The organism is Mesorhizobium sp. M1399 (genome assembly GCF_040317735.1).
Classification (GTDB): Bacteria; Pseudomonadota; Alphaproteobacteria; order Rhizobiales; family Rhizobiaceae; genus Mesorhizobium.
Genome location: NZ_JAMYKZ010000001.1, coordinates 82,758 through 97,051 on the forward strand (window position 1 = coordinate 82,758; position 14,294 = coordinate 97,051).

Here is a 14,294-nt window from a genome sequence, read left to right on the forward strand (position 1 = left end):
AGTTCCCGCCGGTCAGCCGCTTCCCGCGATCCGCCGCGATTTCAGATGGCCGAGAAGCCTCCGTCGACAGACAACTCCAGCCCATTCACGAAGCTCGAATCGTCTGAAGCAAGAAACAGCGCGGCCGTCGCAATTTCCTCAGGACGCCCCATCTTTCCCCGCGGGATCAGGGATTCGAACATCCGCTTCCCCTCCTCGTCGAGAACTTGGTCCTGCATCGGTGTGGCGATCGGCCCCGGGTGCAGCACGTTCACCCGGATATTCCTTCCCTTCAGCTCGTTGAGCCACCCGCGTGCGAATGCGTGCAACGCCGCCTTGCTCGCCGCATACACGCTGTAACCAGGAAAACCTTTCACCGAAGCAACTGATCCGGTCATGAAGATCGATCCGCCATCGTTGAACAGCGGCAACGCCTTTTGCACCGTGAACAGCGTGCCGCGCGTATTCAGGCCGAAGGTCGCATCGAAATGCTGCTCGGTAATCTCGCCCAGTGGGACGGCTTCGCCCGTGCCGGCGCTCGCATACAGGACGTCGATCTTGCCCTTTTCCCGCTTGACTGTATCGAACAGGCGGTCGAGGTCATCGAGATTGGCCGCATCGCCGCGCACGCCGGTCACGTTCCGGCCGATCAGCTTGACGGCCTCGTCCAGCGCCTCCTGTCTCCGGCCCGTGATGAAAACATAGGCGCCTTCTTCAACGAACCGCTTGGCGCTCGCCAGCGCCATGCCGCTCGATCCACCCGTGATGACTGCAACCTTACCCTCAAGCTTTCCCATGACTTCTCCTTTCGTGGTGTCGGGACAGCATCTGCCTCCGAGAACCTCGAAATGGGTCCGCCGGCGTCAGGTGTTGAGTGCGGAAGCGCGCACATCGGTGGTGCGAAATCGATCCGGCTGGACGACTGAGGCCAGCCGCGACGATCGGCGTCCGCCGTTCGAAATTGGGCCGCGCTCGTGGACATAGGCTATGATGACCGCCCGTACTGCTGTTCGATGTGTTAAATACGGGCTTTGGAAGGCGCACCGCGCGGTGCCGGATTGCACCATGATCGACTGGGATGACGTTCGCTACTTTCTTGCCGTCTCGCGCGGAGGCTCCGTGCGGGCTGCCGCCGAGCGCCTCGGTGTGAACCACTCGACCGTGCTGCGACGCGTCGCCCAGCTCGAGGAACGCCTCGGGGTGCACATGTTCGAAAAGCTGCCTTCGGGCTACCGCCTGACGGCTGCGGGCGAGGAGGTCCTCGAGTTCGCGGACCAGATGGAAGTGTCGTCGCACCTGCTGGAGACGCGCGTCTTCGGGCGCGACCAGAGCGTGCGCGGGCTTCTGCGGGTGACGCTGGCACCGCCCCTCGCGACACACCTGCTCATGCCGGATTTCGCCGATTTCGCGCGTCTGCATCCGGACATCGAGATGGAAATCTTGTCGTCCGGCGAGCTGGCAAATCTGACCAACCGGGAGGCCGACGTCGCGATCCGCGTCGTCTACGACCGCAAAACCCTGCCGCTCAATCTTCACGGCCTGAAGGGACCGGAGCTGTTCGGCGGCGTCTACATGTCTCGCGATCGACTAGCCGCGTGGCGTGCGGGCGCGCCTGATCCCATCCGGTGGATCGTCATAAGCATTCATGGCATCCCGGATTGGACCAGCGAGGGTGAGGTTCGTACCACGGGGGTTCCGTTCAGGACCACGGACGGCGAGGCGCAGATCGTTGCAGTACGGCAAGGGCTCGGGATGACGACACTGCCGTGCTTCGTCGGAGATGCCGACCCCCTACTGGTGAGGGTGCCGGGCACCGACCTGCACATGTACGGAACGCTCTGGCTTCTCACACAGGGGGAGACACGCAAGACGAAGCGCGTGCGGCTCTTCACCGAGTTCGTATCCCGCAGGCTCGCCGCGTACGCGCCGCTTCTCGCGGGACGGTCCTTATCGCGTGACTGACGCGCGGCAGGTAGCCGATGGCGCTGTCTCGAACGTACCGCTGTATCAACTTACGCAGCCCGACGTAAATCTCGGGACGGACTCTGGTTGTAGACTGCCTCGTGACCGTCTTTTTCGTCTTAACGGTTGAAGATAGAAGAGTATCCCTGCCACGGGCGATGCGCGGAAAGCGACGCTGTGACCGGCAGGTGTCACAGCTTTCCTACTCCGGTGTGCTGGCTTTTTTTCTGCGCCGAATAGTGTGCGACTGCGCAACGGCCATTTTCAACTCGGGTGTGATCTCCAACGGCGCATTCTCTGCCCCATGTGGGTTCTGTAGCCCCTGGACCTGGACGGTCGGAAATGGGAGTTCGATGCCCTGCTCTTTGAAGACTTGGCGGAGGCGTACATAGAATTTGCGTTTCATACCGAAGGCGCCTCCCGGTTTGGTTGTGGCCTTGACCCTCAATACGATGCCGTATTCGCCGAACTCCTGTACGCCCTGCATCTTGATCGGGTCGAGCACCCAGTGTTTGAACTCGGGATCTTCCGCCAGTTCGAGGCCGATCCGCTTGATCAGCTTGCGAGCGAAGTCGATATCGGTGTCATAACCAACGGTGATGTTGAATTTGTCGATAACCCAGTCACGACTCTGGTTCTGGACTGCCCCGAGTTCACCGAAAGGTATCGTGAACAGCGGACCACGATGGTGGCGCAGCTTCACCGAGCGCAGCGAAAAGCTTTCCACAGTACCCTTGTAATTGCCCGATGAAATGTATTCGCCGACACGGAACGCATCATCGAGCAGGAAAAACACGCCTGAAATGACGTCCTTGACGATGGTTTGTGCCCCAAAGCCCACGGCGACGCCGACGACGCCAGCGCCGGCGATCAGCGGGCCGATCTGGATACCCAGCGAGGCGAGCATCATAAGCACCGCCATCACGATGATCGATGCGAGCAGAATGTTCTGGAGGATCGGCAAGAGCGTGTGCAGCCGCGCCTGCTGCGGATCGAGGACCGGGACATCCTCGTCGCTGATCACAGGGTGCGGTGTTTCGATGCCCAGCTTTCGTTCGATCAAAGCTTTGATGATCGACCAGCCGAAATCGGCTGCTAGGGCAATGACCACGACATTGACCAAGCCGCGCAATATGAACGTCGTCGTCGTATCGCTGTCCCGCATGGATTGCATGTCCAGACCCCAGACACGTGCGAGAAAGTAAGCCGCCGCCAAGATGAAAATCATTCGGATTGCGCGATCGATGACAGCGATCGTCACCGCCGGGATCGTAGGCCGGCCGACATCTTCCGAACCTGGTCGCAGAACGAAATTAACCCCGCGCTGCGTCATCACGATTGCAAAAGGCAGGAAGAATGCGGCGAAGGTAAACCAGAAGTATGTATAAAGGCCGGCGATGCGCTGCAGGAACAGGACGACGAAATAAGCAGTCAATAGCCATGTCGCTTCCGCGTGACCGATGTGGCGCGCACCGTCTCGCTGCGTTCTTGGCCGACGCCAAATCGCGAGCAGCAGGAGCACCAGCAGCACGAAGTCGGCGCCCAGTGACAGGACCATCATTCCGTCCTGATCGATGCCGAGACCTGGCAAGAGGATAAACGCGGCGCCGAAGAAAGCGAAGACGCCGACGATCCGGGGTAGCCAATAGGAACAATGGTCAGCCGCTTCGTTGGTGATCGGCAAAGCACGAACCTCGACGGCGTTCTCGACGTTCATGAAGGAAGGGACGAGCATGGCCATGACGTACATGCGCACACCCCATGTAACGACTGCCGCCATCAGAAATGTCAGTACAATCTCGCGGATAAGCATTGGCCAGTCGAACAACATGAACGCGCCGGCGCTGCCCAGTGCGAAAGAGACGATCAGCATGCTGGAATAAAGCATGCGACCACCAATCTTCTTGGCTCGCCCAATCGGCGTATCCTTCGGTTGCGCGATAATCCAAAGACGAAATGGACGGGTGAACTTGAACGTTGCCCAAGTGAGTGCCAGGCCGGCAGCGATGAACATCGCAATCAGCACAAATACGGCGGCTGACCCCTTGCTGGACATATCCTCCATCGTCTCTGCCCGAACGCGCGCGAACTGGCCTGGCAGCAAGGGCAAAGTTCGCACGATTCTTTCGATATGATGCCTGATCCCATCAAGCGTCGAGGATGCCATCGTATTCATCTGGCCGGGTGCGGCCACGGCGCCGGACGATGCGTCGGTCGGCGAAGCTCCTGTCTCGGCAGGCGCTCCCGTTGACCCGGCGTCCTGATTTCGCTGTTCGGCCACCCAGGCCTTCACTGATGGATCGTCGAGAAGCTCGAGCAGCTGTTTGACCCTTTCAGGCGGGGCGGTCGCCGGCGCCTGCGCCTGTGCCTGACCTGTCAACAAAAGGGCGATCCCAAAGACGAGCGGCCTGGCAATCAGGGCAAACATCGCAGTCAGGTCTCCGAGACGCCGTGCCAGGCGCGCCAGGTTCCTGGCCCCCAATCGTCGAGTGATGCGTGGCATCGTGCTGTTAACCTTCCGGTCAGATCGGCTAGCAACGACATCTATGTCCGTTGTTGCCCTACCTTGAAGAAACCGATGTTGCGGTGCAAGACGTCATCGTTTCGACCCAGACCGTTACGCCGGGTACTTCGCGGTGTCTACTTAGCCGCCGGGGGAGGGCATTCCGACCTAGGCCCAGCCTCCAGCCGTTATATGAACTGCGCATCCGTGATGCTGGGCGTAAAAGACCCGGCACCAGGATCCCCCAGGCCAGAACGCGTATGCCGCGGTGGGCATCGCCGACCGAGGCTATGTGATGGAAACTGGGCGCATGACCGTGCAGGGAAGAACGATGGCGACGTCAGATATCAGGATCCGATTTCCCCCGGGAGCCGCCACATTCGCACACGACCTGTACCACGCAATTCCGTTTCCGCGAGTGGGTCGCAAGCAAAATTTGGTCCAAGCAGTTGATGAGTTGCATCCGAAATACGGATTTCATCGGGCTCCGCGGACGTTTGGATACGTGCGGCGAGATTAACGGTGTCGCCCCATAGGTCATAGGCAAACCGCCTTTTGCCTATAACGCCCGCCACGATTGGTCCTGAGTGAATTCCAATTCTGAGTCTTATCGGTTCTCCTGCGAAGCGTTCGAGCTTAACCGCCTTCCGCAGTTCAAGTGCATAGTGCGTAAGGGCTTCCGCATGATCGGATCGCGCGGCGGGCAGGCCAGCGACCACCATCACACAATCGCCGATTGTCTTGATCTTTTCGCAGCCGTATCGCTCCGAGAGCAGATCCGCCGCCTTGAAGAAGTAATTTAAAATAGCGAGCGTCGTCACGGCTCCGACGTTCCGCGCCCTTTCCGTAAAACCGACGATGTCGGCAAAAAGCACACTCACCTCTGCGTAGTTGTCTGCAATTTCTTCGTGCGCTTTTAGCCGCTCCGCGATAGACGCCGGAAGAATGTTGAGGAGCAGGGCTTCGGCGCGCTGGTATTCACGCGACAATCCCTCTTGGCTCGCCCTCAACGCCTCGTTCATCGATTGTAATTTCTCGTTGAGTTGACGCTCCCTCTCTTGCAGGAGCGTCATTTCATAAGCCTTCTGTTGAAGTCGCTGCCTATTGTCGCGTTCGGCAGTGGCGTCAAGAAAGAGCAGCCACACGCAGGCATTGTCAGCAAAAAGATGGAGGTCCGCGACACGCCCGCTGGGCAGTTCGACCATGGCCATATGATATGGAAGCTCCGGGCAGGGCAGCAAACCTTCCATGAATTCAAGCTGCTCGGCAACAGGCTTACCTATGCGAACTGATGAGAGTCCGTAATGTTCAACGTTACCGCCCTTCGCAGCTATGCAAAGCTGGGCGTCGATTTTCAGATATGCGACGGAGTGCTCGTTGTCGAAGAAATCGTAAACCCAGCTTCTGACTTCTCGTGGCAATTCATGCATGGTCTATTTGCTAACCATCGAAGCAAGATGACGAAACGCATCATCAACATGTTCACCCGAAAGCGCACTTGTTAGATAGATTTGCCATCCAAGTTGCCTCAGTTCGTTAATTTCACTATCCGATATTGCCCACCGATCGACCAGATCGGATTTGTTGAACAGCAATACAAACGGCATAGCGCCGAATTCCGCCTCGGCCCGCTCGCGCAACGTGAGCGCCACGGCAAGAGTAGCGGCGCGGGTTCCATCGACGACAAGCACGAGCCCGCTCGCACCTCGCACATAGCTGACGCGGAATGAGCCGATATCGTCTTCGCCGGCCAAATCCCACAAAATCAGATCCACGGTTTTGTCCGGGAATGCGACACTCTTCTTGTCGATTTTCACTCCCACCGTGGTCAAGTAGGTTTCGGAAAAGATGCTTTGCACAAACCTGCGAACCAGACTCGTCTTTCCGACAGCGAACCCGCCCAACATGCAGATCTTCTTTTGCAATATCCTGGGCTCCGCCCTAGTGGAAGTTTACCGTAACCGAAACTCTGCGATTGGCCGAGCTCCCGGTTCGGCTATTTTCAGTCTCCGCTGGCTCAAAGGTGCCCGCGCCGCGAACCAAGAGCAATTCCGGATCGACGCCGCGCTTCTTGAGAAGCGCACGAACTGTTTCCGCGCGCGCGGCGCTGATGGACAATTTGGCCGTTTCACGGCCCGTCTCGTCCGAATGGCCGGTCAACATGAACTGTGCTGTTACGCCTGCCTTGCGGGCGTCCTTGGCCAATTGCTTCAACTGATTCGCCAATTTGTCGAGAACCGGCAGTTGCTCTGGTCCCGGTACAGCCTTGCCAGAATCGAAGAAAATGTCGACCGCTTGAATAGCCTCCCTCAAATGAGTGAGTTCCGGAGGGGTCAACTCACGCAGCTCGGAGATTTCTAGAGAGAGTCCGTCCGCGGACAGCTGTTGGGCGGCGACCCGCGCCCGATCTATCCAGGCGGCAGGAGCCTCACCCTGGGCAACGATGCGATCCTTGATGATCGAAAGCCGTACCGAATCCGGCGGACTCAGCGACGCCATCAGCCGCTTCAGCACGAACTTCGGATCAAGGCTCTGATAGAATTGCCACTGCGAATGAACGCGAGCAGGATCGACCCCTGTTCCGGACAGCAGAGCCTGCGGGTTGGCGGCCTGCGGGTCTCTCAGGCCGGAAATATAGAAATGTCCGCCCCTCGCCGTTTGTTGGGCGACGATGATGCCCGCTTGGGCCTCCAGTCGCGACACATAAGTCTGCCAGTGCTCCGCCGCGCGTGCTTCGGGGCTCACATCACGAACCTTGGAGATGTCGAATTCCGGTCCGCCTGCCGAAAGCTGTCGGGCCGCTGCGCGCGCCCGATCTATCCAGGTGTCGGGAGCCTCACCCTCGGCAACGATGCGATCCTCGACGATCGAAAGCCGAACCGATTTCGGCGGGGTCAGCGACACCATCAGCCGCTTCAGGACGAACTCCGGATCAAGGCTCTGATAGAATTGCCACTGCGAATGAACGCGGGCGGGATCGACCTCCGTTCCGGACAGCAGAGCCTGCGGGTCGGCGGCAAGCGGGTCTCTCAGGCCGGAAATATAGAAATGTCCGCCCCTCACCGTTTGTTGGGCGACGATGATTCCCGGTTGGGCCTCCAGTCGCGACACATAAGTCTGCCAGTGCTCCGCCGCGCGTGCTTCGGGGCTCACATCACGAACTCTGGAGATGTCGAATTCCGGTCCGCCTGCCGAAAGCTGTCGGGCCGCTGCGCGTGCGCGATCTATCCAGCGGTCGGAAGCCTCACCCTCGGCAACGATGCGATGATTGACGATCGAAAGCCGAACCGATTTCGGCGGGGTCAGCGACACCATCAGCCGCTTCAACACGAACTCCGGATCAAGGCTCTGATAGAATTGCCAGCGTGAATGAACGCGGGCAGGATCGACCTGCGTTCCGGCCAACAGCGACTGCGGGTCGGCGGCAAGCGGGTCTCTCAGGCCGGCAATATAGAATTGGCCATCGCGCACCTTTTGTTCGGCAACGATGATGCCCGGCTGGGTCCCCAGTCGCGACACATACGCCTGCCAGCGCTGCCCGGATTGCCAGGAAAGAAAGAACCAACCGCCTGCGGGAATCAAAACCAGCAGGACTGCAGCCACTACCAGCCACGGAAATCCCTGGTTTGATTCCTCCTGCTTCAGTTCAACGCAGGTCTGCAACTGCGTCTCTACGCCGGCCAACTGCGAACTGTCGCCGTCAAACTGCTCTAGAGCCTGTGAGCATTCATCATGGATGCGAAGCAATACATCGCGAATTATTTCATGTAATTCCTCCGGCGGATTTCCCCGGATCACCGCAACCAAGGTCGCAAACGGTCCAACTTCCGACCAGAGACGAAGCTCCCCGAAACGAATAGTGTCCAGGCCGCTCTGTTCTTTCTCGTTAAATGAGTCTTTTACAAAATCTTGAATTGCACTAAGCATAGAAGAAATGAGTTGAGGATCTTCGCTAGTTGCATTATCGGCAGTTACATGCGCTATCAAAAGCCCGGAATTGCGATTGATGAGGAAGACGTGTTCCACACGATAGACAAGAGAATGCTTAAGAACAACTTCTGAGAAGCTTGCTCCTGTTCTCCAAGCTTCAAGTCTCCACTTGAGTCCATGCCAGGTAAATATATGTCTTAAAGTTTCATTCAGCGATTGAAAGGTTTGGTCGATCTTTTCGCCGATCGACTTGCGAATAGCCGGCAGAAACACCGGGTACAATATATCCGTAAGCGTACGCGGGCTCTTCTGGATGGACCGTTGCACGGCCCTCTCGACAGCCGGCGCAAGGGCCTCTCCGAGTTGCGCATGAAGCGCACGTGCGGCTGCACTGGGGAGAACGCTCCCCACTGCAGCCGCAAGCTGCTCGGGTTCGTCGAGCAGGTGCGTAACTCGTGAAAGCTCCGAAATTTCGCGACCGACCAGCAACTGGCGAAGCGTTTCCATGCGAGGATCGGCGGTCGGGATTCCGTCGAGACGCGCACGATAGTCCGGATCAACGTTCCGGGCAATTTCGATCAAAAGGCGAGCCAGAGCCTCGCGATCAATCTCTGTATCGTTCGAAGCTGTTCTTTGAGGAAGGCTGATTGGGTCGACGGTTGACGTCAAGTTCCGATCAACTCACTTTCCAGCTACGCTCCGAGTTGCTCTTGCTGCCGACGGGATCCTGATTTAAGCATTTTGCAACCTCGACAAACAGGCCAGCCAAAAGATTTCGGTCGGTCTTGACATTGCCGAGATCGGAAAACATTTTCTCCATCAGCATCTGAATGCTTTCATTCTTTTGCTTGATTTCCTCACGCAGCAAATGGTCGTTTCGATTTATCCGGTCCGCAACTTCGCGCTCAAGCTCGCTCAACTGATCCGACAACGCGCGCACCTGCTTTTCAAGCGCCTGATTTTGCTCGCGAAGATTCCGGTCAATCTCCTTGTCGGCGTCGGCTCGCGCGTCTTTTTCGTTCCGCAATTGTGCCGCAAGCGAGTCGACCTGCTTCTTTGCATTTGACTCGTACATTTCAAGATTGCGCTTGGCCTCGGATTCGACATCCTTGAAGCGCTGCAAGACCCGTTCTTCAAGCTTGGAAAAGCGGCGGTCATAGTCCTGCATCTGGTTGCCGAACAGCAGATCACGTATCTTGTCGACACCTACAGCGTCGCCGGGGGCCCCGCTCTCGCGAGCCTGGCCCGCCATGAAGGTCAGCCCGTTTCCGTCTGCATTACTTATCAGATTTGCGTCCGCTTTATTTGCCGAAGAAGCGGTACTCGAAGATTCCTTGGCCATCCCATGCCCCTTCTTTTGAACATTGTCACAGCGCTAATTTAGCAACTGATAAACATGTCAGCAAAATAGCCAACCCGCAAGCCGGAATCTTCTCGGCTTAAGTCGGTTCGTGCGTCCCCATTCGGGTAGATTTCGACATGGGGGTCGATCCGGATCAGCTTACGCTCCCGTCTCGCCCGCGATCATCTTTTTGCAGATGAAATGCGCGAAAGGAAATGCCCCAGCGCATCGGCCTCAGTTCTAAGCCGTCGGGCATGCGCGCTTGCCATTCGGCCTGTCTTCAAGTCTTTTTCGCCTGCCTCTAATTCGCCCCGATCTTGACAGGGCAGTGCTGCCAGCCGATGCCGTCATCCGGTTTTGACATTCGCCGACTCTTGCCGAAGAAAACGAAAGCTCGATGATCCAGGACAATGCTACCGCAAGGCGGTGTGGTACCGAGGGTCAATGCCGAGCAAACCGTCGGCGCAGCGCTCGCCGGCATCCGCCGGCAGACCTACCAGATACTGGATATAGTCGTGGTAGACGATGGGTCGACGGACTGATTGGCGTCGATTGTGACCTACGCCGAGAAAGATCGACGCATCTTGTGCTACCTTCGAACCAGGCGCGGGTAAGACGGCGTGGCGCATAATCCCTTGGTTTCAATCGTGGTTCCTGCGCACAACGCGGAGGTAACGCTGGCGCGCGCACTCGATTGCCTTCTCGATCAGGAAATTGTGGATTGGGAGGCGATCATCGTCGACGACGCCTCCACGGACCGCACCCCCGCGATCATCGCCGGTTATGTGCAGCACGATGCCCGATTTCGGATGTTGAGCTCATGCGCGCATAGCGCCGCCGGCGCGCGCAATAGCGGGATGGCGACAGCACGCGGCCACTGGCTCATGTTTCTGGATGCGGACGATTGGGTGGATGCCAGCTTCCTTGCTAAAATGCTGGCCGCACTTGAAGCCGCGCCCGATGCGGTCGCCGCCTATTGCGGTTCCCGGCGCGTGATGCCCGATGGCGAACTCACCCCGTCGAGCATCACAACGGACGTTGCGATCCACCCCTTCGAGACATTCGCCCGCCGGTGTGCCATCGCCATTCACGCGCTGCTGGTCGACCGGGAGACAATTGTCGAGTTGGGCGGTTTCGATGTGTCGCTGCGCACCTGCGAGGACTGGGATCTGTGGCAGCGCCTCGCACGTCTAGGCAAAAATTGGGTGATGGTCGACGAGCCGCTCGCTTTCCGTCGGATCAGCCCCAACTCGCTCAGCCGCAATTCGACGCAGATGCTGGCGGATGCGGAAATCGTGATCACCCGCGGTTTTTCTGCTGATCCCAGGGTCAAACACCCAGCATCGGCTCACGCCAATGGAGCGATCGAGGCGAACGGCCGCACCGCTTCCGAAGCACTCGCATGGTTCGCGTTGTGGAACGCCGCGTCGGATTGCGGCTGCGGCTCGGCCTCGATCAACCCGCAGTCCCTGCGCGCGCTCCCGCCAGGACGTAAGTGGGCGCGTGAGATCGCCAAGGTGGTCTTCGATGGCCTTATGGCAGGAAGCCTGTCGGTGCCAGCGCAATTGGCTGCCAGGTGGGACAGGTTCGGCGCATCCCTCACCGAATTGATCATCGAACTCGGCAAGGTCTGGGACGATCCCGTAGCGGGTCGCCGCGTCCAGTATCACCTTGAGCAAATGCTTCTCGACTTCGACGACCTTGCCGCACCGCGCAGACTGGCGCGGACACTCGGAATTCGCGTCGACGCTCGAAATCCGACCTCGATCGAACTTCCGGAAGGAATCGATCAAATTTATGCCTATCTGATGATGGATGGCCAGATCGAGGCTTTCGTACAGTTCGGCGTACTCGGGAAAGTGACAAGGCGTCATTGGACTGAATTGATCCTGAATTTCGTGCCCCCTGAGCGGCTTATGCACAGTGCCGCGCCGCTTGCGAGGCGATCGCCTATGCATGCACCGCAAAAGGGCGTCGGTGCCGACAAGTCAGACATATTTGCAGCCGAGGCATTGTTGTCCATAGCGGGACGCGGGTCTGATCGGGACAGCCATTTCGGCAAACTCGCGGGATTGGCCGCGGAAGCGCAGGCGCTGGTTGGGTCGAGCGCCGAAACTAAAGAGCCTCTTGCAGCGCCGCGCCGTGCACGGGCCGCGGATGGGCACGACAATGATCGCACGTCTTTCTGGAATCGCCATTTCGCGACCGAGGATCCCTGGAACTACGGCTCGCCCTATGAGCAGGAAAAATATGAGCGGCAGCTCGAAATTTTGCCTGCCGGTCCCATCGGACGGGCGCTTGAGCTGGGCTGCGCGGAGGGCCACTTCACGCGTCAGCTGGCGCCGCGGGTGGGCCATTTGACCGCAACTGACATCTCCGCCGTAGCCATCGGGCGGGCGCGCGCGCGATGCGGCGATCAGCCGAACGTTGAGTTCGGCGTACTGGATTTCTCCGCCGACACGCTGCCGGGTGAGATGGATCTGATCGTCTGTTCGGAAGTGCTCTACTACCTGGATGATCTCGCCGAGTTGCGGCGCATCGCCAAAAAACTCGTTGAGGCGTTGGCGCCTGGCGGCAGTTTCATCAGCGCACACGCGTTCGTGCTACGTGACAATATCGAAAGGACGGGCTTCGACTGGAACACATTCGGTGCACAAGCGATCTCAGAGACGCTGGCAGCGACCGACGGCCTCGTCCTCGAGCAATCGATCCAGACCGAGCTCTACCGCATAGACCGCTTCCGCCGCCTGTCACCAGGCGACGTGGCGACGGAACCGATGATTGATCACGTGCCAATCCGCGCGCCCGTCGAAATCGGGGTCGCGCGGAAAATCGTCTGGGGCGGGGCGCGGGCCTTGCGCCGCGACGTCGCACGTAGCGAGCGGCGACAGCGTATCCCTGTCCTCATGTATCACAGCGTCTCCGATGAAGGTCCAGCCGCGCTCGCCCGTTTTCGGCTCACCCCCGCCGCATTCGCCAGCCAGATGGCATGGCTGCGCGCCAATGGCTTTCACGCGATTAGGTCCGAGCAGCTGGAATGGTTCATCGCCAACCGTCAGCCTTTCGTTGGCCGCCCAGTGCTCATCACCTTCGATGACGGCTTCCAGAACTTTGCCGACCATGCCTGGCCGACCTTGCGCGCGAACGACCTGACCGCGGAAGTGTTCCTGGTGACGGACCTGGTGGGTGAAAGTGCACAGTGGGACGCCTACAGTGGCCCGCCGACGCAGCTTATGGACGCCAGGACAGTGCGACGCCTCGCCGGCGAAGGTGCGTTCTTCGGAAGCCATCTGGCGACGCATCGCGCGATCGATGGTCTGTCGAGCTCTGACTTGGCCGCCGAACTCCTGCGCTCTCGTATGTTCATCGAACGGTGGACCGGTCGGCCAACCACGGCGTTCGCGGCACCCTTCTCGGTCACCGACCGACGGCTTGGCAGGCTGGCCAAGGAGTGCGGCTATCGGATCGGCTTCGGCGGCAGACACGGGCCGGCGGACCTCGATTGCGATCCCATCGACCTTCCGCGGATCGAGATTCGCGGGGATCGCTCGCTCGATTACTTTGTTGCCCGTATCGAGGCCGTGCTCGAATGAACGGTGAGCTTGTCAGTGTCATCATTCCCGCTCACAATGCGCAAGATACAATCGACGAGACGCTCCGCAGCTGCGCGCTCTTTCGAGATTGTTGTTGTTGACGATAGCGTTCTGACGGTTGGAAGGGGTGCTGTCGCAGCCACCCCACGATACAGGAGCCATCCACAGAGGACATCGCTAGTCCAGAGGCGACAGAAAGCATTGCCAGGACCGTACATTCTGGCTCGTCGAGGCCAATGTTAGATTTGTAACAAATTGGTTCCGCTTTTGTTCAGTGCCGCGCCCGTTTACCTCGTTCGCAAGTCTATTGGGCCACTTGGGACACGGCTGACATCAGCTCCTGCGGGCTTGGCGCCCCAAACATGTATCGCCCGCCCTCTGGAACCTCCGTGAAGCTCCAGCGGACGATCCCCTGCCGATCCAGTAGGAACTGACCGACCAGTTGTCCGTGTCCCGTTGCCATCATCTGCTCGTCGGCTTCGGTCAGTTCGTAATGGTCCCTCTTATTAAGGATTTCGCTGGCCGCAATGGGGTCCATAGGACCGGGCAACTCGCCTGGTATATCGACCCGCATATCCTTTGCCGCTGCCATCGAGACCTTGTACGGCCAGTTCGTCTCGTTTTGGGTGAATTCGAGATTGGGCAGTCCAAAAGCACGATGTGAAGCGCGTTCAGGGTCGGAGGCCGCAAGCAGATTCGGCATCGGATGGTAGCGGAAATAGAGACGCGCCCGTTCGATTGGCGTGTTGACCACCGTCAGGCTCTCCACGCCCTTTTCGCGCAGCTCCGGATCAAGCCGCGCCTGGGCGGCGATATGGCGCCGGCAAAACGCACAATGCAGACCTCGAAACAGGCCGACCAGCACCGGCTTTTGGCCGCGAAAATCGTCAAGCGCGATCTTGCCTTCCTGGGTAATGGCGTCGAGTATCAAGTTCGGCGCACGGTCGCCCGGTTGAAGCGGTACCAAGTCACTACGCGCGGACAT

At 58.9% G+C, this 14,294-nt stretch carries 10 protein-coding genes; 3 read left to right on the forward strand and 7 right to left on the reverse strand.

The annotated features are described in order from the left end of the window. Window positions 1–41: 41 nt before the first annotated feature. Window positions 42–776: an SDR family NAD(P)-dependent oxidoreductase gene (locus NKH05_RS00385; RefSeq protein ID WP_292208972.1), complete on the reverse strand. Its 735-nt coding sequence runs from the start codon at window positions 774–776 to the stop codon at window positions 42–44. A gap of 268 nt (window positions 777–1,044) precedes the next feature. Here NKH05_RS00385 and NKH05_RS00390 point away from each other — a divergent pair, with 268 nt between their 5' ends. Further along, a complete protein-coding gene (locus NKH05_RS00390) occupies window positions 1,045–1,941 on the forward strand; it encodes a LysR family transcriptional regulator (RefSeq protein ID WP_353024853.1) in 897 nt (298 codons plus the stop codon). 202 nt (window positions 1,942–2,143) lie between these two features. On the opposite strand, the gene NKH05_RS00395 is transcribed toward NKH05_RS00390, so the two are convergent. The 5 genes from NKH05_RS00395 to NKH05_RS00415 all read right to left on the reverse strand — a co-directional run bounded on the left by NKH05_RS00395 (window position 2,144) and on the right by NKH05_RS00415 (window position 9,716). After that, window positions 2,144–4,369: a mechanosensitive ion channel family protein gene (locus NKH05_RS00395; RefSeq protein WP_353024854.1), complete on the reverse strand. Its 2,226-nt coding sequence runs from the start codon at window positions 4,367–4,369 to the stop codon at window positions 2,144–2,146. Between the two features lie 422 nt (window positions 4,370–4,791). Continuing rightward, window positions 4,792–5,874, reverse strand: coding sequence for an adenylate/guanylate cyclase domain-containing protein (locus NKH05_RS00400; RefSeq protein WP_353024855.1), 1,083 nt, complete (start codon window positions 5,872–5,874; stop codon window positions 4,792–4,794). Between the two features lie 3 nt (window positions 5,875–5,877). Continuing rightward, the gene (locus NKH05_RS00405; RefSeq protein WP_352482333.1) at window positions 5,878–6,369 is read right to left on the reverse strand and encodes a Rab family GTPase; all 492 of its coding nucleotides are present in this window, start codon (window positions 6,367–6,369) and stop codon (window positions 5,878–5,880) included. A gap of 16 nt (window positions 6,370–6,385) precedes the next feature. Then, window positions 6,386–9,043 carry an OmpA family protein gene (locus NKH05_RS00410; protein WP_353024856.1) on the reverse strand — a complete coding sequence of 886 codons (2,658 nt, stop codon included), beginning with the start codon at window positions 9,041–9,043 and terminating at the stop codon, window positions 6,386–6,388. Between the two features lie 7 nt (window positions 9,044–9,050). Then, window positions 9,051–9,716 (reverse strand): DUF3450 domain-containing protein, encoded by a 666-nt coding sequence (locus NKH05_RS00415; RefSeq protein WP_352482331.1) that lies wholly within the window; start codon window positions 9,714–9,716, stop codon window positions 9,051–9,053. A gap of 410 nt (window positions 9,717–10,126) precedes the next feature. Between NKH05_RS00415 and NKH05_RS00420 the strand changes: the two genes are divergently transcribed. Then, window positions 10,127–10,258: a glycosyltransferase gene (locus NKH05_RS00420; protein ID WP_352482330.1), complete on the forward strand. Its 132-nt coding sequence runs from the start codon at window positions 10,127–10,129 to the stop codon at window positions 10,256–10,258. A 78-nt stretch (window positions 10,259–10,336) separates the two neighbouring features. After that, the gene (locus tag NKH05_RS00425) at window positions 10,337–13,309 is read left to right on the forward strand and encodes a trifunctional glycosyltransferase/class I SAM-dependent methyltransferase/polysaccharide deacetylase (protein ID WP_353024857.1); all 2,973 of its coding nucleotides are present in this window, start codon (window positions 10,337–10,339) and stop codon (window positions 13,307–13,309) included. A gap of 304 nt (window positions 13,310–13,613) precedes the next feature. Here the strand turns inward: NKH05_RS00425 and NKH05_RS00430 are convergent, their stop codons facing one another. Next, the gene (locus NKH05_RS00430) at window positions 13,614–14,294 is read right to left on the reverse strand and encodes a redoxin domain-containing protein (protein WP_023716514.1); all 681 of its coding nucleotides are present in this window, start codon (window positions 14,292–14,294) and stop codon (window positions 13,614–13,616) included.

What these genes read in the sequence shown, in the direction of transcription:
- NKH05_RS00395 (WP_353024854.1), bottom strand. Translation starts at nt 4,369, where the DNA reads ATGTTTGCCCTGATTGCCAGGCCGCTCGTCTTTGGGATCGCCCTTTTG.
- NKH05_RS00415 (WP_352482331.1), bottom strand. Translation starts at nt 9,716, where the DNA reads ATGGCCAAGGAATCTTCGAGTACCGCTTCTTCGGCAAATAAAGCGGAC.
- NKH05_RS00400 (WP_353024855.1), bottom strand. Translation starts at nt 5,874, where the DNA reads ATGCATGAATTGCCACGAGAAGTCAGAAGCTGGGTTTACGATTTCTTC.
- NKH05_RS00390 (WP_353024853.1), top strand. Translation starts at nt 1,045, where the DNA reads ATGATCGACTGGGATGACGTTCGCTACTTTCTTGCCGTCTCGCGCGGA.
- NKH05_RS00420 (WP_352482330.1), top strand. Translation starts at nt 10,127, where the DNA reads ATGCTACCGCAAGGCGGTGTGGTACCGAGGGTCAATGCCGAGCAAACC.
- NKH05_RS00430 (WP_023716514.1), bottom strand. Translation starts at nt 14,294, where the DNA reads ATGTCCGCGCGTAGTGACTTGGTACCGCTTCAACCGGGCGACCGTGCG.
- NKH05_RS00385 (WP_292208972.1), bottom strand. Translation starts at nt 776, where the DNA reads ATGGGAAAGCTTGAGGGTAAGGTTGCAGTCATCACGGGTGGATCGAGC.